The following is a 23983-nucleotide window of genomic DNA, read 5'->3' on the forward strand; positions in this document are numbered from 1 at the left end:
TATTGTACGAAAGCAATATTTGGATTGTAAAATATCAAGCCAATGAAAATACTTTTGCAGCATAAAATATTTATAGGATACTTTCTTTTAATGGCGATCATTGGCAGCATGGTCGCTATTGTTCTGCACGAGCGTAGTCGTGTACAGAAAATAGAGAATGAATCAATCGCTATTTTTCAAACCCAGCACAATATCAATACCACACACCGCTATGTGACCACGTTAGTAACTTATGGTGAATCCGTCATGGTATGGAATGATGAGGATTCTGGGTGAAGTATAAGAATATCAGAGAAGGGGAACAATTGCATTTCGATTTGCATTTTCTTAACCGCATAAAGAAACAGTTCCCGGGGATAAAAGCTATTTCGCCTGAAATAACAGGACCTTATTCGCAAGTGATGAATAAAGCTAAAAGCGGACTTTTTAAGATTATAGGAATCAATGAAAACTATATGGGAATTAAGATACTTAAAATCAACGAAGATGGACGATATTTTAATAAAGGAGATGACGAGAATACCCGTAATGTTACCATTATCGGCGAAAATGTCAGTACGACCTTATTTAATAATCAAAAAGCGTTGGGTAAGTCGATCAACATTGCCGGTATTGATTTTAAGGTGATAGGCGTACTAAAGAATGATGATATTTTCAGCGCTTCGGAAATCAATTCGGTATATGTGCCCTTCTCAAGTTACATAAACTGTATTGACAATAAGACTCCATTGCGCGCTTTCTGTTTATATCTGAACAAAGAAGTTGATTCCAAGCGATTTGAGAATGAGCTGAGAGCCTTCATCGCTAATAAATACCAATTTGCTTATTCTGATAAGCAAGCCTTACAGATAATCAATTTTGAGACACAAACATCTGCTTTTGAGGGACTCTTTGATGGATTGAAAATGTTTATCTGGATCGTAGGAATTTGTTTTCTGATAAGTGGTATTGTTGGAGTAAGCAACATCATGTTTGTCGTGATCAAAGAAAGGAGTAGCGAAATAGGCATCCGTAAGGCTGTAGGAGCAACTCCTAAATCCATTCTTGTGTTAATGCTGACGGAATCTGTCATCATAACTGTAATCTCCGGTATCATCGGATTGATATCAGGTGCAGCTATTCTTGAGATTATAAATTGGTTGCTCGAAAGCGCCCGTCACGCGACAATGATAAAGCATGCAGAAATAGATATAAATGTAGCTGTTCTCGCTTTGGTTATCTTGATTTTGTCCGGTGTCATTGCCGGAGCATTTCCGGCTATGAAAGCATCTGTTATACAACCCATTGACGCCATTAGAAACGAAAATATAGGATAATGAAGACATTTAAGATTATATTAATTTGCATCTTTTCCGCCACACTGGCATTTGTTGCTTTTCGTTCTTCGCTAAGAGGTACAAAGGCAATTTACGAAACTACACAACCACAATATCGCGAGATCAAAGAGGAAATAAACATATCCGGCAATGTTTTTCCGATGAAGGAGATCGAAATAAAATCGCAGATATCGGGAGTCCTGGACAAGATTAATGTTTCGATAGGAGATAAAGTGCGCATAGGAGATTAAATATAAATTCAAGCAATCATAGCCCGTAATTCACTGAATTTGGCTATCTTTGCATAACATTTGAGAAAAACGGCGATTGGCAGGAGCTTTTCGCCGCCAACATATAGGATAAGACCGCAAGGCGTTTCAAGCGAAAATCTGGTAAATTGGAACTACGGAGACGATTGCGTGATGCTTATGCTATGCTTACGCATAGCGTGCATTCACGTACTCTCCGTAAAGGCTTTACCAGAGCCATCGCTTGAAGGTAGTGTGAATTGCACGCTACTTTTTTACCCTTGCCTAACGAAAGGAAACGATTATGGGTAAAGTTCAGATTCTCGCCGTACTGACGATGGACGGATGTCTTTCTTCAGAGTTATATGATAAAGCACATCAGGATTTGTGCCTTGACCGTTGCGGTCTTGATGAAATCAGGAAGAAAGCCTTTTACCGTGTGACACCGGACTATTCCATTTCAATGCTGCACGAATGGAGAAAAGACTGCACAAACATCCGTTACCTCGCGGAAGCCACACCGGACACGGCAGACTATATAAACGGACTGCTGCGGATGCACGCTGTGGATGAAATCATACTATACACCGTTCCTTTCATATCCGGAAGCGGACGACATTTTTTAAGTCGGCTCTGCGAGCAACACTGGACGCTTTCCTCTTTGAAAAGCTATCCCAACGGTGTATGTCGCATTATCTATATCCTTGATAAAAAAGCAAGATAGCCAAAATGTGCGGCAAGCATACATTTCTATTTTCAGGAATAGAATAAATGTTCCGATTACAAACAATTTAAGTCGGAGATAATTTGTCCTTGTGAAAAAATACTGAATTTTATACCTCTGAAATCCAGCACTTTGTAAAATTGAGTGTTGGATTTTTTATTTTCTGCCGCGTTTTTTGCCAATTATATTCATGTGCGCACGCAGAAAACAAAGTGTAATTTTCAAAATTGACAGAACCATGAATTATTTCTTGCTGGCGGAAACCGACTTTTTCCGCCTGATAAACGAAGCCGGCGACTGCAATATGGAAACGGCATACACGGCTTTCGCCACCCAAGTGATCGAACTGTGCAACGGCGGCATGGACATGAACCTTACCGTCATCGCGCTTGCCTACATCGAAATCGAGTTGCAGCACCATCCCGTACGTAATCTGTCAGAAGAAAAAAGAGAGATTGCCGCCTACGTCAGCAAGGCTCTGTCTTTCGTAAGAAAGATGCAGAAATTCCTTGCCACGCCCCAAGTGCCACCACTAATATCCGCCAACAACGCAACAGAAACCACCGCCAGCCTTCTTCAATGGACGGGCAATGCCATCGACCTCGTGGAACTTATCTACGGCATAGACGTGATGGGCTGCATCAACAACGGCAATATGCCGCTCAAACAGCTCGCCCCACTTCTCTATAAGATATTCGGGGTTGATTCTAAAGACTGCTACCGCTTCTACACTGATATCAAACGCCGGAAGAACGAAAGCCGCACCTACTTCCTTGACAAAATGCAGGAAAAACTGAACGAGAAGATGCTCCGTGACGAAGAGATGGAGCGTATGAGAAGATAGACTAAGAATCCCTAAAGAATAACGGGCGGAGCAAGTTTGATACTTTGTTCCGCCCGCTTTCATTGCCTCACGTCAGCCCGGTTATTTCTGCTGTAACAGGTGTTTCAGATTGTCGTCGTTGGCAATCCGCTCCAGTTCCTCCTGAACAATCTGCTTGACTTCCTCCTTGATGCGCCTGTAATTCGCCTGCACCGTTTCCTTCATGTGGTCGTTGCCATCCTCGTCCGTGAAGTCGGTAATGACGGGTATCTTCTTGTAGGCTTTTTCCTCGCGTTTCACCTTCTCTGCATCCACGACAATCTCGCAGTGAAAAATCTTCTGTTCAATGCGCTCGTTGAAGTTATCGGACACAGAACCGACAAACATTCCCTGCGTCAAGCCGGAAATCTTGCTGGGCGGGATAAGCGCGTCCATCTGCGTATTGATAGAGGTGGAAACGTCCTGCCGGTTGATGGAAATGGACTGCCGTTTCTGCAAGACCTTTCCGAAGCGTTCGGATAGCGTCTTGGCGGTTTCACCCACCACCTGCCCGGAGAAGATATTACCGACGGTGTTCATCACGACTTTAGCTTCCTTATCGCCATAGTCGCGCACCAACTGGCTGAAATCCTGAAAGCCCAGACACACGGCAACCTTGTTGCTTCGTGCGGTGGCAATAAGGTTGTCCAGCCCCTTGAAATATATCGTCGGTAGTTCATCTATAATGACCGACGACTTCAGCATCCCCTTCTTGTTGATGAGCTTTACGATACGGGAGTTATACAGACCGAGAGCCGCACCATAAATATTCTGACGGTCGGGATTGTTACCCACGCACAGGATTTTCGGCTCTTCGGGATTGTTGATATCCAGCGTAAACTCGCTGTCCGACATTACCCAATAGAGTTGCGGGGAAATCATGCGCGAGAGCGGAATTTTCGCCGATGCTATCTGCCCTTGAAGCTGCTCAGCCGCCCCACCGAGCCAAGCATCCATGAATGGTGAGAGGTAGTTTTCAAGTTCGGGATATGAAGAAAGAATCGGGAAAATATCCTCGTAACGGCGGTTCAGGAACTCAATGGCATGGGGAAACGTGCAATACTTACCACCCTTATAGATTTTGAGATACCATATAATACTGGCAAACAAGATAATAGGTGATTCCACGAAGAAGTCACCCTGCTTCTGCACCCACGTTTTATTGAGATTGAGCATAATCGTGTACGCACTCTCGTAAGCGTCTGTAATATCCTCCATGAAATCCGGGTGAATGGGATTGCACCGATGAGAGCGTCGCGGGTCGTCGAAGTTGATCACATAGAACTTCGGCTTTACCTTGTAGCCGTCCGGGTGGTTCAGCAAATGGTTGTAGGCAATAGTAGATAGGTCGGGATACTTGAAATCGTAGATGTATTGACTAAAGCCCTTTTCAATCTGTTGCTTGATAAAATTGTTTACCACGGCATAGGACTTGCCGCTGCCCGGCGTACCCAACACGATGGACGCACGGAAGGGATTAACTACATTGATCCAACCGTTGTTCCAGCGTTTCCTGTAATAGAAACGTGTCGGCAGATTGACCGAATACTCACTTTCTATGAGCCGTGTTTCCTGCATGAAACTCTCGTTCTCGTTGTTGAATACATCGTCCATGAGGTTGTGCTTCAACAGGCGGCTCATCCACAGACCACCCATCAACAGGCAGACATAGCCCGTTCCAATGGTAAGGACATACAGTCCCGTCACCGCTTCAAGCGGCAGCGGCAGGGGCAGCAACCACCAGTTCAGGAAAAACAGCACGAACCCGACGGCAAATGCTGTCCAGATTCTCCCCCAAGTGATTTTCTCACCCTTGACACCCTTCGTACCCAGACAGGACAAGGCAAGCAAAAGGACGGAAAACAGCTTCGTGTAGAGAATGGAATGGAACAGCCCCGCCGTGCGGTCGAAGTTCAGAAGGATTTTGTCCACCACGCCGATGTTCACGCCCCACAGCCGGATGGCTTCGTAGCAGAACCAGTACACGTTCATGACCACTAAAATGATACTCACGGCACGCAGAAAATCCATGATTTTCGCCAATGCCCTCAAATCGTCTTCTTGTTGTGACATACATTGATTTTTTAATTGTTGATACTCTGATTACATACCCAAGCCCTTGCGTTTTTTCTTCTTTTTGCGCTTCATCGCCCGGATGAAGGCTTCCTCTTCAGCGTCCACTGCCGGACCTTCGGGGGCAAACAGGTTCATGCCGCTGGAATGGCTTTCGTATTCCCCTCCGGAATATCCTTGCCTGTTCTCCAGTTCCTCCACCGGAACGGAGAGCGGAATCGGCGGCTGTCCGGCATAAGGCAGCGTGAAGTGTTCCTGCAAGGCGTTGGCAGAAAGTTCCTTGCCCATGCGTGAGCCGTTTAACACGCAGCCCGTGCGGTGGTCGATGAACGTGGCTCCATAGATGCGCCCTTCCTCCGTGTAGCGTAGCACGGTGTCGATGCCCTTCCTTTTGAGCGTGGCAACAAACTTCTCCTTGTCATACGTGCCTTCCAGCACGGAAAAGACGGTGCGTTTCGTCATGTCAGCAAGTTTCCTGTCCTTAATCTCCTGCTTGGAACGGGCAAACTTCTTCTGTACGGCTTCATAGCCGACGGACTTCCCGAACAGTGAGGACTTGAAAGGATTACCGACCTTGTTACCCTTATCGTCCGTGACGGAATAGACCAGCCCGTGATACTCACGTCCGCGCACATTGCCATGCGCTTCCTCCACCGTCATATTATATAAGGAAAGAAGGGCGCGGTATTCGCCCATCGTCTGAAACTTGTATCTGCGGTTCAGTTCTCTAATCAGATTCCCCGCCTGCTTCTTCACGTCGCCCGCAGAAGCGTCCACTTTGCGCAGCGGCGTATCAAGACGGCGGTTCTTGCGTTCCGCGTCGTGCAGCCCGTATTTCCGTTCCAGTTCGCGTGTTATCTGCTTGCTCCGGTAAAAGTTATTCCGGGTGTCTATGCTCCTGCCTTCCTCGTCCACCCTGACCGTCACAATATGCAGATGGTGGCGGTCGATGTCCTCATGCTTGAAAACGAGATACGGCTGGTTGCCGAACCCCATCTTCTCCAGATACTCCCGTGCGATGTCCTGAAGTTCTGTGTCCGTCAAAATATCGTCGGGATGCGGATTGAGCGAGATATGCACCACCGGTTTCTTCACCTTCGACCGCACGGGCATCAGAGCGAGAAAGTCCTCCATAGCCCGGTGGATATCCACCGTCCCCGAACCGTCATTGTAGATGCGGTTGGTTGTCAGAAGCCGCCCTTTCGCCTCGTTGATCTTTTCCCCGTTGTAGGCAAGTGCGCCGTACAACGAGTTTCCTACACTGATTTTTGCGACCATTTTTCCTGCATCTCTCTTGAAAGTTCCACAATCCGGCGGCTCAGTTTCACGAGTTCGACGGTCTGTTGCTCCAGCTTGTAGAGCAACGCCATCGCCTTTTTCTCGGAAAAATGCAGCCTCAGTTCCTTCACGACTTGGTTGTAGTTCGTGCCTATCGCGCGGAACTGCGCATGAAAATCGGACAGTTTGGTGTAGTAATCCACCAGCGTCTTGTCCACTTTCAGCACTTTGAACGGCTGCCCGAAGAAGTGCGCTTTCAGGAAGACCGACTTGGCGTAAACGCCCGACTTCTCGAACATGGAGAGGAAACGGTTGTGTTCCTCCTCGCTGAAACGGACGGTGTAGCGGAACACCGCCGGATCGAGTTTGGGATTTCTCCCGCCTTTGTTTCTTCTTTTTTCACTCATATTACTTTGGATTTAGCGGTTTGACGGCATAAGCCGCCGCTTCGAGGCACAGCACCGCAGGTTTGAGAGGCTTCCCGACTTCGGAGGGTAAGCCCGCCCCCCTGCAAGGGCAAGGCGTTTTCGTGGCTGCTCAAAATATTTTGAGCGGCTGAAAACATACCTTGCTATGTTCAGGTGAACATAAAAATCCGTCGGGGACGGATTGGGGGAATGCCTTTCAAACCCCGGGCTGCGCCACCTGCGGCGAACCCTGCCGTTCGGGTGCAAAGTTACGCCCTTAACGCGGTATCGGACAGAGGCTTGACCCGGACAATCAGTGCCAACCGGCGCAACGTGCTGCCACTTGCCGGAGAAGTGATACAGATTCAAAAATATCCTTGTTTATTTGCAGCATGATTCAAGAAACGAACGATTTGAAGATATGGAAAAAGGAACTTTCAGATACCCGGCAAACCGCTTCGGCGGATATTTGCCAAACCGAATATCCGAACCGTCGGATACCCGGTTTTCCAGTGACGTGGTGATTCACGGATTCAATGACTTCATGACGCAATGCCGTCATTCACCGGTTATCCGAATCCCGGCTTCGCCATTGAAGCGGATACGTGACGGACCGCCCGGATAATGATTCACGGACGCGGATATGTATGTCACCGCTTCCGTACAGGAACAGGAAAACAATTTATCAACCATTAAAAGCAATAGAACCATGAGTAATGAAATCTTCGTTGCATTCGCAACACAAAAGGGAGGTATTGGAAAATCGACCGTCACGGCTCTTGCCGCCAGCTACCTCCACAACGTGCAAGGTCACAATGTCGCCGTCATAGATTGCGACGCCCCGCAACACAGCATCCACGGACTGCGTGAACGTGAAACGAAACTTATCGACGAGAGCCTCTATTTCAAGGCACTCGCGTGTGACCACTTCCGCAAAATAAAAAAGAACGCCTATCCGGTCATTGCAAGCGACGCCCTCAACGCCCTTGACGATGCCGAAAGGATGCTTGCCGAAGAAGATGCGAAACCGGACATCGTGTTCTTCGATATGCCGGGAACGCTGAAAAGCAACGGTGTGGTAAAGACCCTCTCACAGATGGATTACATCTTCGCGCCCATGAGTGCCGACCGCTTTGTCGTGGAAAGCACCCTGCAATTCGCCGTGATGTTCCGTGACAACCTCATGACGACGGGGCAGGCGAAAACAAAAGGGCTGTACCTGTTCTGGACGATGGTGGACGGCAGGGAGAAGAACGGGCTGTACGACCTGTATGAAGATGTGATTGCCGAAATGGGGTTGTCGGTGTTGTCCACCCGCCTGCCCGACAGCAAGAAGTTCCGGCGTGACCTCTCGGAAGAGCGCAAGAGCGTATTCCGCTCTACCATCTTCCCGATGGATGTGTCCCTTCTGAAAGGGAGCGGTATCCGTGAGTTCTCGGAAGAAATCAGCCGTATCATCAAACCTCAATGAGCATGGGCAGCAGGAAAGTGAACACCGAAGGCATTGACGAGGAACTGTTGATAGCCTCCATCGGCAGGCGCAAGCAGGACGGGACTCTGTACCGCGCACAGGAGCCGCCCGTGCCTGCCCCCGAAGAAGAGAGCGTCCCGGAAACGGAACCACCGCCCACGGCATCCCCGTCAAGGGAGAAGGTGCAGAAAGACATCGCCCGCCGCAAACGGCAAGAGGACGACTATTCCGGTCTGTTCCTCCGCCGCAACGAGATAAAGACACGCCAGTGCGTCTATATCAGCCGGGACGTACACAGCAAGATTCTTAAAATCGTGAATGACATCGCCGGACGGGAAATCTCGGTAGGCGGCTACGTGGACACCGTGCTGCGCCAACATCTGGAACAGCACAAGGAGAAAATAAACGAACTGTACAAGAAACAACGTGAAGACTTAATTTGAATATGAACACCTTTGGTCGTGTTCTTGAAAGTCTTGGTCTTACTGTTCTTGGCAGAAGAATAAGCCACGACGAAAGTAGCCTTACTGACATCAATTCCAACGTAGGTCATAGTCTTAACAACTTATTGAGACAACATCTATACATCTTGAACCACCATTGCGAATGCGGGGTCAAAAGCCCATTGAACTATCCGGTTTCTGATGTAAAAGTGTGGGGGCAGAACATATTCTACGGTCTTTTTGACTAATGGATACTCGGTCTTATTCCACACTTTGATGTTGAATGTTTATGCAAAAGTATAAAGAGTAAATAATATACAATGGATATGAATCAGGAAAAGAATCAGAAAAACAGAAGTCCGCACCATGACGGCGGAGGTTTGCTTGCCCAAGTGCAGGCGAGTGTGGAAATCCTGTCGCCCGTGCCGGTAGGCGGCAAATGCAGAGAAAAGGACTATGAACGGCTTTTCATCCGTGAACCCGAAGTAAAGGCACGCGAGGGGAAGATGGCATACGTGCGCCCGGAGTATCACGACCGCATCATGCGCATAACCCGTGTAATCGGGCATGACAGGCTTTCGCTGTCCGCCTACATCGACCATGTGCTTACACACCACTTCAACCAGTGCGAAGAGGCGATAAAGAGCCTTTACGCCCGGAATTACGACGCAGTATTTTAATCATCAAAAAGAAAAAGAAATGAGAAGAAAAAAGAATGATTATCGTGCCTTCCTGAAAAAATCAGGTTTCAAGGCAAGGGAAGGGAAACAAGTGTCCATCAGCAAAGAGACCCATGACAAGGTTGCCATGATTGTCCGCTGGCTGGGTGATGGTGAAGTCACAATGGCCGACTTCACTGAGAACGTGGTAAGCGAGTTTCTCCGTACACACCGTGACGAACTGAACCGTATGTTAAACGCAGTCCCCAGAGTAGAATTATGAACATGACTGACATTCTCCTGACCGTATCGGTCGGCTGCAACCTGTGGTTCCTGTTCCTGCTGCTCTACGACCGCATCATGGAAACGAGATTCGTCCGCTTCCTTAAAGGCATTGCCGGGTTTTGGCGGTCATTGGGCGGCACGGAGGTGAAGCAGGAAACGGCACGGGAAACACCTCCCGGAGAAACATCGGACATCATCGGCAGGAGCCATTTCAAGATGGCATCAACCCGGACAACCGCTGCCATACTGACGCAAGAAGCCGCCACTTCGAAAAAAGGCATTGAGCTGTCGGAGGAAGAGGCTACTTTTGACGATGGAAACACGGAAACCGTGTCCCACCCGGCACAAGTCCCGGAGGAAAAACTCGATGAAACCTTCACGAGCATCCCGCCTTCGGAACTGGAGTTCGGGGAGGATGAACCGGAGGACGGAACGCCCGACACACCGAGAGCTACGGGAAGCAGTTTTGACGAGATAGACGATGCGGTCAGGGCAGCCAAGAACCCGGAAGCGACAACGGCAGAACGGGAACGTGCGGCAAAGGTCTTCTCCGATATGGAAGGAACGGAACTGTACGAGAAACTGATGTCCGGCTCGACGGAACTGAGCATCCGTATCAAGGGGCTTATCGAAGTCCGGCTGAAGAAGCCGAAAAAGGAATTTACCGTACCCGACAACATTGACGAGTTCAATATCCGGGACTATGTATAACGGCTAAAAAAGAGTGGAAATGAAAACGTAAGACGGCATCACACCATGCGCACGGCAGTACAAGGTACAGCCAACCCGCAACGGACACACCCAAGTCCGTGGAAACAAACGGGCAACCACTAAACCAAAGTAAAGTAATCAAGTATCAACCGCCCGAAAAAGGACTATCCACCCTTTGGACGGCACAAAAAGAACAGTTTATGAATAAGAACATCAGACAAAAGTTCATCATCTCTGCGGCACTTATGATTGCCGCAACCGCCTCCGCATTTGCGCAGGGAAACGGCATCGCAGGCATCAACGAAGCCACCTCTATGGTGAGTTCGTATTTTGACCCCGGCACGAAACTTATCTATGCCATCGGCGCGGTGGTCGGTCTTATCGGAGGCGTAAAAGTCTATGGCAAGTTTTCATCCGGCGACCCGGATACCTCGAAAACCGCAGCCTCGTGGTTCGGCGCATGTATTTTTTTAATTGTAGCTGCGACTATCCTGCGCTCATTCTTCCTTTAATAAACAATGTATGGCTGAATACCCGATAAACAAGGGTATCGGTCGTCCGGTCGAGTTCAAGGGTCTAAAGGCTCAGTACCTCTTCATCTTCTGCGGAGGCCTGCTGGCACTCTTCATCCTGTTCGTCATCCTCTATATGGTCGGCATCGACCAGTGGATATGTATCGGCTTCGGCGCGGCATCGTCTTCCGTCCTCGTATGGCAGACCTTCGCGCTGAACGCCCGGTACGGCGAACACGGGCTTATGAAATTAGGAGCTATAAGGAGCCATCCCCGATACCTTATCAACCGGCGGCGGATCACCCGATTATTCAAACGGCAACGAAAGGAAGAAACGACATGAGAAATACATCCAAAATGACAACACTGGAAAACAAGTTCCCCCTGCTGGCTGTGGAACATGGCTGCATCATTTCCAAAGACGCCGACATCACGGTGGCTTTTGAGGTGGAACTGCCGGAGCTTTATACCGTGACGGGCGCGGAGTACGAGGCGATACACGGCTGCTGGTGCAAGGCTATCAAGGTACTGCCGGACTTCTGCGTCGTGCATAAGCAGGACTGGTTCATCAAGGAACGCTACAAGCCGGAGTTACAGAAAGACGACATGAGTTTCTTGAGCCGTTCATTTGAACGACACTTCAACGAGCGTCCGTACCTGAAACACTCCTGCTACCTCTACCTGACCAAGACGACAAAGGAGCGTAACCGGATGCAGAGCAATTTCAGCACGCTGTGCCGTGGGCATATCATCCCGAAGGAGCTGGACAAGGAAACCGCCGGGAAGTTCATGGAGGCCGCTGAACAGTTCGAGCGCATCATGAACGACAGCGGCTTCGTGAGACTCCGCCGCCTCTCCATCGATGAGATTGTCGGGACGGAGAAGTCCGCCGGGCTGATAGAGCGTTACTTCTCGCTCATGCCTGAAGGCGACACGACCTTGCAGGACATCGACCTCTCGGCAAAGGAAATGCGCATCGGCGACAACCGCCTGTGCCTGCACACCCTCTCCGACGCGGAGGATATGCCCGGAAAGGTGGCTACCGACATCCGCTACGAGAAACTCTCCACCGACCGCTCGGACTGCCGTCTCTCCTTCGCCTCACCCGTGGGGCTGCTGCTCTCCTGCAACCACATCTACAACCAGTATGTGATTATCGACAACAGCGAGGAAAATTTACAGAAGTTCGAGAAGTCCGCGAGGAATATGCAGTCGCTATCCCGATACAGCCGGAGCAACAGCATCAACCGCGAGTGGATAGACCAGTACCTGAACGAAGCCCATTCCTACGGGCTGACATCGGTACGGGCGCACTTCAACGTCATGGCGTGGAGCGATGACACGGAGGAACTGAAACATATCAAGAACGACGTGGGCAGCCAGCTGGCGAGCATGGAGTGCGTGCCGCGCCACAACACCATCGACTGCCCGACGCTCTACTGGGCGGCGATGCCCGGCAACGCGGCGGACTTCCCGGCGGAAGAGAGTTTCCACACCTTCATCGAGCAGGCTGTGTGCCTCTTTACGGAGGAAACTAACTACCGCAGTTCGCTATCGCCCTTCGGTATCAAGATGGTGGACAGGCTAACGGGAAAGCCGCTGCACCTCGACATCTCTGACCTGCCGATGAAGCGGGGCATCACCACCAACCGCAACAAGTTCGTATTAGGTCCTTCGGGCAGCGGCAAATCCTTCTTTATGAACCACCTCGTGAGGCAATACTACGAGCAGGGTACGCACGTAGTGCTGGTGGACACGGGAAACTCCTATCAGGGCTTGTGCGAGATGATCCGGCGCAAAACAAACGGGGCGGACGGCGTGTACTTCACCTACACGGAGGAGAAACCGATTTCGTTCAACCCGTTCTACACCGATGATTACGTGTTCGACGTGGAGAAGAAGGACAGTATCAAGACATTGCTGCTGACGCTCTGGAAGTCGGAGGACGACAAAGTGACGAAGACGGAGAGCGGCGAACTGGGCAGTGCGGTGAACGCCTATATCGAGTGTATCAGGGCTGACAGGAGCATCATCCCCTCGTTCAACACCTTCTACGAGTATATGCGTGACGACTACCGCCGCGAACTGGCAGAACGTGAGATAAAGGTGGAGAAGTCCGATTTCAACATCGACAATATGCTCACCACCATGCGGCAGTATTACCGGGGAGGACGCTACGACTTCCTGCTCAACTCCACGGAGAACATCGACCTGCTCGGCAAGCGGTTCATTGTCTTCGAAATTGACAGTATTAAGGAAAATCGCGAACTTTTCCCTGTGGTAACAATCATCATCATGGAAGCCTTCATCAACAAGATGCGCCGTCTGAAAGGCGTGCGCAAACAGCTGATAGTGGAAGAGGCTTGGAAGGCTCTCTCTTCGGCGAACATGGCTGAGTACCTGCGCTATATGTACAAGACCGTGCGCAAGTATTACGGGGAGGCAATCGTGGTGACGCAGGAGGTGGACGACATCATTTCCTCGCCCGTCGTCAAGGAGAGCATCATCAATAATTCCGACTGCAAGATACTCCTCGACCAGCGGAAGTACATGAACAAGTTTGATGCCATACAGTCCCTGTTGGGGCTGACGGAGAAGGAGAAGTCGCAGATACTCTCCATCAACATGGCGAACAACCCGTCAAGGCTCTACAAGGAAGTCTGGATCGGACTGGGCGGCACGCAGTCGGCGGTCTATGCCACCGAAGTTAGTGCTGAAGAGTATCTGGCGTACACCACTGAAGAAACGGAGAAGGTGGAGGTTTACCGTCTGGCGGAGCAGCTGGGCGGCGACATCGAAGCCGCCATCCGGCAGCTTGCCGAAAGACGAAGGAATAAGTAAAAACAGATTCATCAACTAAAAAAGAAAATGCGTATGAGTATATCAAGAACGAAAATGCTGCAAGTCAGCAAGTGTTTAATCGGGCTGGCGGTCATGATGCTGCAATCCTGCGATGTAGCGGACAATCGCCGTGATCTGCTTTGCGGGAACTGGGAAAGTGTGGAAGGCAAGCCCGACGTGCTTATCTACAAGGAGGGCGAAGCCTATAAGGTGACGGTATTCAAGCGGAGCGGCATCCGCCGCAAACTAAAGCCGGAAACCTATCTCTTGCAGGAGGAGAACGGCAACCTGTTCATGAACACCGGCTTCCGTATCGACGTGTCCTACAACGAAGCGACGGACATCCTGACCTTCTCGCCGAACGGGGACTACGTGCGTGTGAATCCGAAACCGGACCATCCGATAAGCGAGCAATAACGATAACCACTAAAATCCAAAGTAACATGAGAACAAGAATAACATTTATTATCTGCCTGTGCCTGTTTGCAGTCGGCAGGGCAAGCGCACAGTGGGCGGTGATAGACCCGTCCAACATCGCGCAGAGCATCGTGAACACTTCCAAGAACGTGGTACACACTTCCACGACCGCCCAGAATATGATAAAAAATTTTCAAGAGACGGTGAAGATTTACGAGCAGGGCAAGAAGTATTACGACGCACTCAAATCCGTGAACAATCTGGTAAAGGACGCCCGGAAGGTGCAGCAGACCATCCTGATGGTGGGTGACATCACCGACACCTATGTGACCAGCTTCCAGAGGATGATGCGTGACGACAACTTCACGGTGGAGGAACTGGGAGCCATCGCCTTTGGCTACACCAAGCTGTTGGAGGAATCCAACGACGTGCTGACGGAGCTGAGGAACGTGGTGAACATCACCACGCTCTCCATGACGGACAAGGAGCGCATGGATGTGGTGGAACGCTGCTACTCCAAGATGAAGCATTACCGCAACCTCGTGAGCTACTACACCAACAAGAACATCAGCGTGAGCTACCTGCGGGCGAAGAAGAAGAACGACCTCGACCGCATCATGGGGCTGTACGGGAACATGAACGAAAGATACTGGTAGCCTATGAATTTCGACAACCTTCACCAGATTCTGCGCTCGCTCTACGAGCAGATGATGCCGCTATGCGGGGACATGGCGGGCGTGGCGAAAGGCATCGCCGGGCTGGGTGCGCTGTTCTACGTCGCCTACCGGGTGTGGCAGTCGCTGGCGAGAGCCGAACCGATAGACGTGTTCCCCATGCTCCGCCCCTTTGCGATAGGCTTGTGCATCATGTTCTTCCCGACGGTGGTATTAGGCACGATAAACAGTATCATGTCGCCCGTTGTGCAGGGCACGGCAAAGATGCTGGAGGCGGAAACGCTGGACATGAACCAGTACCGTGAGCAGAAAGACAAACTGGAATACGAGGCGATGATGCGCAACCCCGAAACCGCCTACCTTGTGTCAAACGAGGAGTTTGACAAACAGCTGGAGGAACTGGGCTGGTCGCCCGGCGACATGGTAACGATGGCGGGAATGTATATCGAACGTGGGATGTACAACATGAAGAAAGGCATCCGCGATTTCTTCCGCGAGATACTGGAACTGATGTTCCAAGCCGCCGCCCTCGTGATAGACACCATCCGCACCTTTTTTCTCGTGGTGCTGGCGATACTCGGTCCGATAGCCTTCGCCATATCGGTATGGGACGGCTTTCAAAGTACACTCACACAGTGGATATGCCGCTACATACAGGTTTATCTGTGGCTGCCCGTGTCGGATATGTTCAGCACCATACTGGCGAAGATTCAGGTGCTGATGCTGCAAAGCGACATCGAGCGCATGCAGGCTGACCCGAACTTCTCGCTGGATTCGAGCGACGGTGTGTATATCGTCTTCATGATCATAGGAATCATCGGCTATTTCACCATCCCCACGGTAGCAGGCTGGATTATCCAAGCCGGAGGCATGGGAAGCTACGGTCGCAACGTGAACCAGACGGCAGGACGAGCCGGAAGCATGGCGGGCAGCGTGGCGGGTGCAACCGCAGGAAACGTGGTCGGACGTGCCGGGAAACTGCTGAAATAATCAACTGACAATTAAAAACGAATAAATAACAATGGAATTTAAGTCACTTAAAAACATCGAATCATCGTTCAGGCAGATACGCCTGTTCGGTATCGTCTTCCTCTCGCTGTGCGCCGTGATAACGGTATGGAGCGTGTGGAGTTCCTACCGCTTTGCGGAACGGCAACGGGAAAAGATTTACGTGCTGGACAACGGCAAGTCGCTGATGCTGGCTCTCTCGCAGGACTTGTCGCAGAATCGTCCGGCGGAGGCAAGGGAACACGTGCGCCGCTTCCACGAGCTTTTCTTCACACTCTCACCCGAAAAGAGCGCGATAGAGCATAACGTGAAACGCGCCCTGCTGCTGGCAGACAAAAGCGTGTACAACTACTATTCGGACTTCGCCGAGAAGGGATACTACAACCGCATCATCGCCGGAAACATCAATCAGGTGCTGAAGGTGGACAGCGTGGTATGCGACTTCAACGGCTATCCCTACCGTGCCGTGACCTACGCCACACAGAAGATCATCCGGCAAAGCAACGTCACCGAGCGCAGCCTCGTGACCACGTGCCGCCTCTTGAACTCGTCCCGTTCGGACGACAATCCCAACGGTTTCACCATCGAGGGATTCACCATCATCGAGAACAAGGATTTACAAACCATCAAAAGGTAAACGGATATGAAGAAAATCAGAAAATCATTTTGGCGTACGTACTGGAGGATCCACGACAAAAAGAAAATGCTGGTGGCAAGGCTCAAAGGCTATCTGGACGGTTTGCCCCCGAAGACACGCAAACGCATCGTGCTGGCGATGCTCGCCGCTTTCGCGGTGCTTGCCCTCTACACCTTCGGCAAAGCCGTCTATGACATCGGCAGGAATGACGGCAGCCGGATAGCAACAGACCATGCCGGACAGGTGGAACTGTCCGTAAAGCCGGACAACAATCATAATGTAATACTTTATTTATATGGAACAGACGAAGAATGAACCTAAAAACGAGAACAAGGCGGCTCCCGACAACGGGAAACCGAAGAACCGACGCCAAGCCGAGAGCCATCAAGCCTGCTTGAATGGCCAAGGCGCGAAGGAGGAAGGCAAAGCCAAGGAGCGCAAGCCGCTGACCGAAGCCCAAAGGCTGAAACGTCAGAAAATGATAGTGCTGCCCGCTATGGTGCTGGTATTCATCGGGGCGATGTGGCTGATATTCGCCCCATCTTCCGACAAGGAGCAGCAACCGGGGACGGGAGGTTACAACATCGAAATGCCCGACGCAGACAAGGCGAACCGTCAGATTATCGGCGACAAGGCGAAAGCATACGAACAGGGGGCGATGGAGGAACGGCAGGAGAACCGCAGCCGCGCCATGCAGGAACTGGGCGATATGTTCGACCGCGAGGTGGCGGAAACGGACAGCGGCAGGGACTTCGACCTTGCCAATCCCGGAGGAACGGAAGAGAACGTGAAGTCCGCACCGAAGACCATCCAATCCTCCGCAGCCGCCTACCGCGACCTCAATGCCACGCTCGGCAACTTCTATGAGCAACCGAAGAACGACAATGCGGAAATGGATGAACTGTTGGAGCGTATCGCCTCGCTGGAATCGGAATTGGAAAGCGAGAAAGGCAAGGTGTCCGCTATGGATGACCAAGTGGCACTCATGGAGAAGTCCTATGAACTGGCGGCAAAGTACATGGGCGGACAGAACGGCACACAGCCACCTGTCGGACAGGCGGCAGAGCCTTGCCCCGTGCAGAAAACCGGAAAGAACACGGCTGCACCTGTCAGGCTGGTGGCGCATCAGGTTGTATCCTCGCTCTCACAGCCGATGAGCAACGCCGAGTTTGTCGCCTCCTTCTCGCAAGAGCGTAACCGCAGTTTCAATACGGCGGTGGGCGTCACGACCGTATCGGACAAAAACACCATATCGGCGTGCGTTTATGGGGCGCAGAGTGTGACGGACGGGCAGGCTGTCAAGCTCCGTCTGTTGGAGCCGATGGCGGTAGCGGACAAAATCATCCCCCGTAATGCGGTGGTGGTAGGCACGGCAAAGATTCAGGGCGAACGGCTTGATATTGAAATCACGTCGCTGGAATATGCTGGTACGATTATCCCGGTAGAGCTGGAGGTGTATGACACGGACGGGCAGCCCGGTATCTTCATTCCGAACTCTATGGAAATGAATGCCGTTAGGGAGGTTGCCGCCAACATGGGCGGATCGCTGGGCAGCAGCATCAATATATCCACCAACGCAGGGGCACAGCTCGCCTCCGACTTGGGCAAGGGGCTGATACAAGGCACGAGCCAGTATATCGCCAAGAAGATGCGTACCGTCAAAGTGCATCTGAAAGCCGGGTACAAGGTCATGCTCTATCAGGACAGAAATTGAAAACAGAAAAAGCAACAACAATCCAATTTTTATTTACCACTAAAATCCAAAGTAATGAGAAAAGTAATCATCATGTTTGCCCTCGCTATGGGCATCGTAACTGCCAACGCGCAGGAGAACGTAACCGTTGGAACGGACAATGGAAGTGAACCGACGAACGAAGCGAGAGCAGAGGCAAGCTCGCTTGACTATGCCTTGCAAGGAGGAGGAAGGCAAAGCCAACAACCGACCTTGACAAAGGAGGTCTATCCGCAGAAGGAGGCGGACGGCGACCTGTATCACGGGCTGACAAAGAAGCTGACCTTCGACCGCATGGTTCCCCCGCACGGTTTGGAAGTGACCTACGACAAGACCGTCCACGTCATTTTCCCCTCGGAAGTGCGTTATGTCGATTTAGGCTCGCCCGACCTGATTGCGGGCAAAGCCGACGGAGCGGAGAACGTCATCCGCGTGAAAGCTACCGTGAGGAACTTCCCGAACGAAACCAATATGTCCGTTATAACGGAGGACGGTAGTTTCTATACCTTCAACGTGAAATATGCAGCCGAACCGCTGCTGCTCAACGTGGAGATGTGCGACTTCATCCATGACGGCGAGAAGGTAAACCGCCCGAACAACGCGCAGGAAATCTATCTGAAGGAACTGGGTAGCGAAAGCCCGATGCTGGTGCGCCTTATCATGAAGTCCATCCACAAGCAGAACAAGCGCGAGGTGAAGCACATCGGCTGCAAGCGATTCGGCATCCAGTACCTGCTTAAAGGTATCTACACGCATAACGGTTTGCTCTATTTCCATACGGAGATAAAGAACCAGAGCAACGTGCCTTTCGATGTGGACTACGTCACATGGAAAATCGTGGACAAGAAGGTGGCGAAGCGTACCGCCGTGCAGGAGCAGATCATCTTGCCGCTCCGTGCGCAGAATTACGCCACGCTCGTGCCGGGCAAGAAGAGCGAGCGCACGGTATTCACGATGGCGAAGTTCACCATCCCCGATGACAAATGCATCGTGGTGGAACTCAACGAGAAGAACGGAGGTCGCCACCAGTCTTTCGTGATTGAAAACGAGGACTTGGTACGTGCCAATACCATCAACGAACTTCAAGTGCGCTGACCATGAGAAAGTACATCGCAATAATCATCGCGTCGCTTGCCCTGTGTACGGGGCAAGCGCACGCCCAGCGATGCCTGCCGAAGATGCAGGGCATCGAGGTCAGGGCGAATATGGCGGACGGCTTCAATCCCGGCGGCAACGACGGCGGATACAGTTTCGGGGCGGCTCTTTCCACCTACACGAAAAAGGGGAACAAATGGGTGTTCGGTGGCGAATACCTGTTGAAGAACAACCCTTACAAGGACGGGAAAATACCCGTGGCGCAGTTCACGGCGGAGGGCGGATACTACTTCAAAATACTTTCCGATGCCCGAAAAATCGTGTTCGTCTATGCAGGGGCTTCGGCTCTTGCCGGATATGAATCAGTGAACTGGGGCGAGAAGGTGCTGCATGACGGCTCCACGCTCCATGACCGGGACGCCTTCATCTACGGTGGTGCGCTGACGCTCGATATGGAGCTTTACGTGGCTGACCGTATTGCTCTGCTTGCCAATCTCCGGGAGCGTTGCCTGTGGGGTGGCGACACGAGGAAGTTTCATACGCAGTGGGGCGTGGGCATCAAGTTTATCATTAACTAACGCACTGCATGGAACGGACGGAAATCGACGCCATGAGGCAGATACCCCTTGCGGACTTCCTCGCACGGTTAGGACATGAGCCTGTCCGAAGAAGCGGCAACGAGTTGTGGTATCGTGCGCCATACCGCAATGAGCGCACGCCCTCTTTCCGTGTGAACGTGGCAAAACAGCTTTGGTACGACTTCGGAACGGGCAAGGGCGGTGACATCTTCACGCTTGCCGGGGAGTTTATCGGAAGCAACGACTTCATGGAACAAGTGAAGTTCATAGCGGAAACCGCCAATATGCCTATGCCTGTTCCCGAAGTGAGTAAACCGACTTTCCTGCCTAAACGGTCAGAACCTGCCTTTGAGGGTATGGAAACCGCCCCACTGCTTCATTCTCCACTGACGGACTATCTGGCGGAACGTGGCATCCCTTACGGCATTGCATCCCGGTATTGTTGCCGACTGAATTATAGAGTGCGTGGCAAGCGGTATTTCGCCGTCGGTTTTCCGAACGTAGCGGGCGGCTTTGAAATCCGCAGCCGTTTTTTCAAAGGCAGCGTGCCTCCGAAGGATGTGTCGCTGGTCAAAATGGAAAGTTCTCAGGCTGATGTGTGCAGCGTGTTCGAGGGCTTCATGGACTTTCTTTCCGCCGTCACGCTCGGATTGGAAACGGGCGACTGCCTTGTGCTGAACTCCGTCGCCAATGTGGAAAAGGCTATGAGGTATCTGGACGGTTACGGGCGCATAGACTGTTACCTCGACCGTGACGAAGCCGGACGGCGGACGTTGGAAATGCTGAAAGGACACTATGGGGAACGTGTCTGTGACCGTTCCGCCCTCTATGACGGTTGCAAGGACTTGAACGAGTATCTGCAACTGACAACGAAAAAAGAAATGAACAATAACTTATAAATCAAAAGACAATGAACATACTGAACAACAAGAACAAGAGAATATCAATCTTCAAGGCGTTGGCACTCTGCCTGTTCGCCGCCGTGTCGCTCACGCTTATTTCGTGTGACGACGATATGGACATCCAGCAATCCTATCCTTTCACGGTGGAAACTATGCCTGTGCCGAACAAAGTGACGAAGGGACAGACGGTTGAAATACGCTGTGAGCTGAAAAAGACGGGCGACTTCGCCAATACCCTCTATACTATCCGGTATTTCCAGTTCGAGGGAGAAGGAACGCTGAAAATGGACAACGGTATCACGTTCCTGCCCAATGACCGCTACCTGCTCGAAAACGAGAAGTTCCGGCTGTACTACACGGCGGATGGTGAGGAGGCGCACAACTTCATCGTGGTAGTGGAGGACAATTTCGGCAACTCCTATGAGTTGGAATTTGACTTCAACAACCGAAACGTGAAGGATGACGGGGTTATCACTGTTGTCCCCATCGGGAACTTCAAGCCCCTTACACGATGATGCGTGTATTCATGGCTATCCTCTGTTCGCTTCTGACGGTCTGTTCCGTGTCCGCACGGGACAGCCGCCATGAGGGAACGGACGGGCAGGCGGCTATCTACCGGCTGCCACCATTCGAGAGGGCAGTACGATGCACGAAGTATTTTGAGGGCTGGCATTCGGAAAAACATCACCCGTATGTAGGATATGGACATCGGTTGCAGCCGGGCGAAAGGTATTCGGCACGCACCATGACGAAGCGGCAGGCGGACGCGCTTCTGCGGAAAGACCTGCGGAAGTTCTGCGCGATGTTCCGGCAGTTCGGGAAGGATTCGCTCTTGCTTGCCACGCTCGCCTACAATGTCGGTCCGTACCGTCTGTTGGGAAGCGGAAAGATACCCAAAAGCACGCTGATCCGAAAGTTGGAGGCAGGCGATAGGAACATCTATCGGGAGTATATCGCTTTCTGCAACTACAAGGGTAAACGTCATGCCATGCTGCTCAAACGGAGAAAGGCGGAGTTTGCGCTACTGTATGTACCATAAAAAGTAAGTGTCCGACAACATAAACTCCGATGAAGTTGGGGATGCTTTATCGGAGTTTATGTTATATCAATATTTTAATTGATGGTCAGTACTTGATTTTACAAGTGACTCATTCAAGTAGTTTCGCTTTTTTCATGTAACTTTGCAAAAAATAAAGGATATGGATAGACAATTACCGTATGAGATAAGCTACAAGACGATTGCTTTTTGGCGCAATATCGAAAATGGATTCCTCTGGAGTACATTCATATGTTCAATATTACTCCAAACGTTCCAAATAAATTGTATAAGCCATTCATTAGATTCTATAAAATGGATTGCTAATTTGTTTAATGTTTTGAATTATATTTCTATTATAGGGTATGGTATATTATATATAATCGTAGAAATTATAATGCAACCTATGGCTGCTAATGAAAGACGGAAAGGATTTATCGACAATTCATTAGGCACGAAATTGCTGGAAAAGCCAGTTTTGAATTATTACGATAATGATTCTATTGAGAAAGGACCATATAAAATGTTGGTTAATTGTTATGAGAATTGTTTTTTTACATATAATATCATTAAAGTGATGTTGCCTAAAATGGCAATAAAGAACACAATACTATTTGGTTTGCTTTTGATATTTGCATACTACGGAATAAAAGATAACGTCGTTGCCATACCATTCTTGCAACTATTTTTATCGTCATTGTTCTTAATAGAACTGATATACCACATAGCATTCTTTTTTAGATTAAAGAATTTGTGTGATAAATTCAAACAAATTTTTAGCACACCTAAATCAACTAAAAATAAAACTATTCAGGATGCTATATATATGGTACTTGAATATGAAACGACATTGGCATATAATAAATCTCCGAATAGTAATTCTGTGTACAAAAAACTAAACAATAAATTAACAGAAGAATGGAGCTGTATAAAACAGAATTATGATATTCGATAATTTAGACAAATATACAACAGAAAGTGTATTACAAGGACATCCCGATAAAATATGCGACCAAATAAGTGATGCTCTTTTGGATGCTTTCTTGATGCAAGATTGTAATGCCCATACAGCAATAGAATGCTTGGGAAGTGGTAATAATTTAATTGTTGCTGGAGAAATTAGTACTCAAAATAAAAGGGTTGATATTGAGAAAATTGTCAATGATGTATATCAATCCATAGGCTATTGTGAAAAATTAAACATACTGAACTTTTTGACTTCACAATCAAGACAACTAAATGATGCTGTTATGAACGGTGGAGCTGGCGACCAAGGTATTGTGTATGGTTATGCTATAAACAATCAATATAATTATCTTCCGTATGGTGTATATTTATCTAATTTAATAGCCAAAGAGATTGATACGTATAGAAAGAGCGTAGATTATCTCCTCCCTGATGGGAAAGTACAAGTCACAATTAGCGAAAATAATCTTGAACAATTGATAATCAATGTACAGCATAAGGAGAATATTCATCCAGATTTCATTGAAAATGAAATAAAACAGAAGGTTTTAACTCAACTGATTGATTGTATAAATGTAGATATTCAGATAAATAGGAAATCAAAATTTTATAAAGGTGGGTTTGTTAACGATACAGGATTAACTGGTCGTAAAATAATGATAGACACTTATGGCGGTTTGGTAACACATGGCGGAGGTGCTTTTTCTGGAAAGGATCCGAGCAAAATAGATAGAAGTGCTGCTTACATGGCTCGATTTGTTGCAAAAAACATAGTCGCAAACGGATTAGAAAAAGAATGCAAAATAGCAGTGGCTTATTTGTTTGGAGAAGAACAGCCTACCATGCTAAATGTTTCCACAGACAAAGAATCCAATTCTACAAAATTGAAACAATTTATTCTATCAAAATTCGATTTTAGACCTAATGCAATAATTGAGTTGTTAAAATTAAAGAATCCTATATATCAACCAACTTCTATATACGGACATTTCTCTAATCCTAATTACAATTGGGAACAAATCATATCTTTATAAGACTGGTTTTATCGAAGATTGGCACAGAGGTTTCTTTGCTACTTTCTTTGTCCGCCATCATGCTCACTGAAAGA

Annotated in this window: 29 protein-coding genes and 2 pseudogenes; 27 read left to right on the plus strand and 4 right to left on the minus strand. The window is 49.6% G+C overall.

Annotated elements, in window-relative coordinates:
• Positions 1–42 precede the first annotated feature (42 nt).
• From P3L47_RS16310 to P3L47_RS16330, 5 genes and pseudogenes are all read left to right on the plus strand, one after another.
• Positions 43–270, plus strand: a pseudogene (locus P3L47_RS16310) (hypothetical protein); the annotation flags it as partial.
• Positions 271–272: 2 nt separating this feature from the next.
• Complete coding sequence (locus P3L47_RS16315; RefSeq protein ID WP_005809236.1) at positions 273–1316, plus strand: ABC transporter permease; 1044 nt, start codon at positions 273–275, stop codon at positions 1314–1316.
• Positions 1316–1567 carry an efflux RND transporter periplasmic adaptor subunit gene (locus tag P3L47_RS16320; RefSeq protein WP_005809234.1) on the plus strand — a complete coding sequence of 84 codons (252 nt, stop codon included), beginning with the start codon at positions 1316–1318 and terminating at the stop codon, positions 1565–1567. Before P3L47_RS16315 ends, P3L47_RS16320 begins: the two co-directional genes overlap by 1 nt.
• Before the next feature lie 301 nt (positions 1568–1868).
• A complete protein-coding gene (locus tag P3L47_RS16325; RefSeq protein ID WP_277781479.1) occupies positions 1869–2288 on the plus strand; it encodes a dihydrofolate reductase family protein in 420 nt (139 codons plus the stop codon).
• Positions 2289–2526: 238 nt separating this feature from the next.
• Positions 2527–3132 carry an RteC domain-containing protein gene (locus tag P3L47_RS16330; RefSeq protein ID WP_032543186.1) on the plus strand — a complete coding sequence of 202 codons (606 nt, stop codon included), beginning with the start codon at positions 2527–2529 and terminating at the stop codon, positions 3130–3132.
• Between the two features lie 81 nt (positions 3133–3213).
• Here the strand turns inward: P3L47_RS16330 and mobC are convergent, their stop codons facing one another.
• From mobC to mobA, 3 genes are read right to left on the minus strand one after another with little or no spacing between them, the layout of a single operon-like run.
• Entirely contained in the window at positions 3214–5223 is a 2010-nt protein-coding gene (gene mobC, locus P3L47_RS16335) for a conjugal transfer protein MobC (RefSeq protein WP_032543187.1), read from the minus strand.
• 30 nt (positions 5224–5253) lie between these two features.
• A complete protein-coding gene (gene mobB, locus P3L47_RS16340; RefSeq protein ID WP_032543188.1) occupies positions 5254–6501 on the minus strand; it encodes a conjugal transfer protein MobB in 1248 nt (415 codons plus the stop codon).
• The gene (gene mobA, locus P3L47_RS16345) at positions 6480–6908 is read right to left on the minus strand and encodes a conjugal transfer protein MobA (protein ID WP_005809224.1); all 429 of its coding nucleotides are present in this window, start codon (positions 6906–6908) and stop codon (positions 6480–6482) included. Before mobA ends, mobB begins: the two co-directional genes overlap by 22 nt.
• Positions 6909–7329: 421 nt before the next feature.
• Between mobA and P3L47_RS16350 the strand changes: the two genes are divergently transcribed.
• The 3 genes from P3L47_RS16350 to P3L47_RS16360 all read left to right on the plus strand — a co-directional run bounded on the left by P3L47_RS16350 (position 7330) and on the right by P3L47_RS16360 (position 8822).
• The gene (locus P3L47_RS16350; protein ID WP_032538122.1) at positions 7330–7533 is read left to right on the plus strand and encodes a hypothetical protein; all 204 of its coding nucleotides are present in this window, start codon (positions 7330–7332) and stop codon (positions 7531–7533) included.
• Between the two features lie 84 nt (positions 7534–7617).
• Positions 7618–8379 (plus strand): ParA family protein, encoded by a 762-nt coding sequence (locus P3L47_RS16355; RefSeq protein ID WP_005809222.1) that lies wholly within the window; start codon positions 7618–7620, stop codon positions 8377–8379.
• 2 nt (positions 8380–8381) lie between these two features.
• On the plus strand, positions 8382–8822 hold the full coding sequence (locus P3L47_RS16360) for a DUF3408 domain-containing protein (protein ID WP_032538179.1): 441 nt from the start codon (positions 8382–8384) through the stop codon (positions 8820–8822).
• A 2-nt stretch (positions 8823–8824) separates the two neighbouring features.
• Here P3L47_RS16360 and P3L47_RS16365 read toward each other — a convergent pair.
• Positions 8825–8932: pseudogene (locus P3L47_RS16365) on the minus strand (IS110 family transposase); the annotation flags it as partial.
• 216 nt (positions 8933–9148) lie between these two features.
• On the opposite strand from P3L47_RS16365, the gene P3L47_RS16370 reads away from it, so the two are divergent.
• The 19 genes from P3L47_RS16370 to metK all read left to right on the plus strand — a co-directional run bounded on the left by P3L47_RS16370 (position 9149) and on the right by metK (position 23909).
• Positions 9149–9502 (plus strand): DUF3408 domain-containing protein, encoded by a 354-nt coding sequence (locus P3L47_RS16370; RefSeq protein ID WP_005809216.1) that lies wholly within the window; start codon positions 9149–9151, stop codon positions 9500–9502.
• The gene (locus P3L47_RS16375) at positions 9483–9764 is read left to right on the plus strand and encodes a DUF3408 domain-containing protein (RefSeq protein ID WP_255419346.1); all 282 of its coding nucleotides are present in this window, start codon (positions 9483–9485) and stop codon (positions 9762–9764) included. Before P3L47_RS16370 ends, P3L47_RS16375 begins: the two co-directional genes overlap by 20 nt.
• Positions 9761–10477 (plus strand): hypothetical protein, encoded by a 717-nt coding sequence (locus tag P3L47_RS16380; protein WP_005809212.1) that lies wholly within the window; start codon positions 9761–9763, stop codon positions 10475–10477. The genes P3L47_RS16375 and P3L47_RS16380 overlap by 4 nt, the downstream gene beginning before the upstream one ends.
• A gap of 200 nt (positions 10478–10677) precedes the next feature.
• A complete protein-coding gene (locus P3L47_RS16385; protein ID WP_005809211.1) occupies positions 10678–10989 on the plus strand; it encodes a DUF4134 domain-containing protein in 312 nt (103 codons plus the stop codon).
• A gap of 10 nt (positions 10990–10999) precedes the next feature.
• The gene (locus P3L47_RS16390) at positions 11000–11332 is read left to right on the plus strand and encodes a DUF4133 domain-containing protein (protein WP_005809208.1); all 333 of its coding nucleotides are present in this window, start codon (positions 11000–11002) and stop codon (positions 11330–11332) included.
• Entirely contained in the window at positions 11329–13830 is a 2502-nt protein-coding gene (locus P3L47_RS16395) for a TraG family conjugative transposon ATPase (RefSeq protein ID WP_005809205.1), read from the plus strand. Before P3L47_RS16390 ends, P3L47_RS16395 begins: the two co-directional genes overlap by 4 nt.
• Positions 13831–13863: 33 nt before the next feature.
• Positions 13864–14247: a DUF3876 domain-containing protein gene (locus P3L47_RS16400; RefSeq protein ID WP_005809203.1), complete on the plus strand. Its 384-nt coding sequence runs from the start codon at positions 13864–13866 to the stop codon at positions 14245–14247.
• A 26-nt stretch (positions 14248–14273) separates the two neighbouring features.
• Positions 14274–14903, plus strand: coding sequence for a DUF4141 domain-containing protein (locus tag P3L47_RS16405; RefSeq protein WP_005809201.1), 630 nt, complete (start codon positions 14274–14276; stop codon positions 14901–14903).
• A gap of 3 nt (positions 14904–14906) precedes the next feature.
• Entirely contained in the window at positions 14907–15911 is a 1005-nt protein-coding gene (gene traJ / locus P3L47_RS16410; protein ID WP_005809199.1) for a conjugative transposon protein TraJ, read from the plus strand.
• 31 nt (positions 15912–15942) lie between these two features.
• A complete protein-coding gene (traK, locus tag P3L47_RS16415; protein WP_004308925.1) occupies positions 15943–16566 on the plus strand; it encodes a conjugative transposon protein TraK in 624 nt (207 codons plus the stop codon).
• Positions 16567–16572: 6 nt separating this feature from the next.
• Complete coding sequence (locus P3L47_RS16420; RefSeq protein WP_277781480.1) at positions 16573–16881, plus strand: TraL conjugative transposon family protein; 309 nt, start codon at positions 16573–16575, stop codon at positions 16879–16881.
• Complete coding sequence (gene traM / locus P3L47_RS16425) at positions 16862–18280, plus strand: conjugative transposon protein TraM (RefSeq protein ID WP_005809196.1); 1419 nt, start codon at positions 16862–16864, stop codon at positions 18278–18280. The genes P3L47_RS16420 and traM overlap by 20 nt, the downstream gene beginning before the upstream one ends.
• Before the next feature lie 54 nt (positions 18281–18334).
• Positions 18335–19393, plus strand: coding sequence for a conjugative transposon protein TraN (gene traN, locus P3L47_RS16430; RefSeq protein WP_005809194.1), 1059 nt, complete (start codon positions 18335–18337; stop codon positions 19391–19393).
• A gap of 2 nt (positions 19394–19395) precedes the next feature.
• Complete coding sequence (locus P3L47_RS16435; RefSeq protein ID WP_005809192.1) at positions 19396–19971, plus strand: conjugal transfer protein TraO; 576 nt, start codon at positions 19396–19398, stop codon at positions 19969–19971.
• 8 nt (positions 19972–19979) lie between these two features.
• Positions 19980–20870, plus strand: coding sequence for a toprim domain-containing protein (locus tag P3L47_RS16440; RefSeq protein WP_005809191.1), 891 nt, complete (start codon positions 19980–19982; stop codon positions 20868–20870).
• 11 nt (positions 20871–20881) lie between these two features.
• A complete protein-coding gene (locus P3L47_RS16445; protein ID WP_005809189.1) occupies positions 20882–21388 on the plus strand; it encodes a DUF3872 domain-containing protein in 507 nt (168 codons plus the stop codon).
• Positions 21385–21912 carry a glycoside hydrolase family protein gene (locus P3L47_RS16450; RefSeq protein ID WP_005809187.1) on the plus strand — a complete coding sequence of 176 codons (528 nt, stop codon included), beginning with the start codon at positions 21385–21387 and terminating at the stop codon, positions 21910–21912. The genes P3L47_RS16445 and P3L47_RS16450 overlap by 4 nt, the downstream gene beginning before the upstream one ends.
• 160 nt (positions 21913–22072) lie before the next feature.
• Positions 22073–22864 carry a hypothetical protein gene (locus P3L47_RS16455; protein ID WP_005809185.1) on the plus strand — a complete coding sequence of 264 codons (792 nt, stop codon included), beginning with the start codon at positions 22073–22075 and terminating at the stop codon, positions 22862–22864.
• Positions 22851–23909, plus strand: coding sequence for a methionine adenosyltransferase (gene metK, locus P3L47_RS16460; RefSeq protein ID WP_005809183.1), 1059 nt, complete (start codon positions 22851–22853; stop codon positions 23907–23909). The genes P3L47_RS16455 and metK overlap by 14 nt, the downstream gene beginning before the upstream one ends.
• Positions 23910–23983: the final 74 nt, after the last annotated feature.

The sequence above is a fragment of the Parabacteroides chongii genome, assembly GCF_029581355.1.
In the GTDB taxonomy this organism is placed as follows: domain Bacteria; phylum Bacteroidota; class Bacteroidia; order Bacteroidales; family Tannerellaceae; genus Parabacteroides; species Parabacteroides chongii.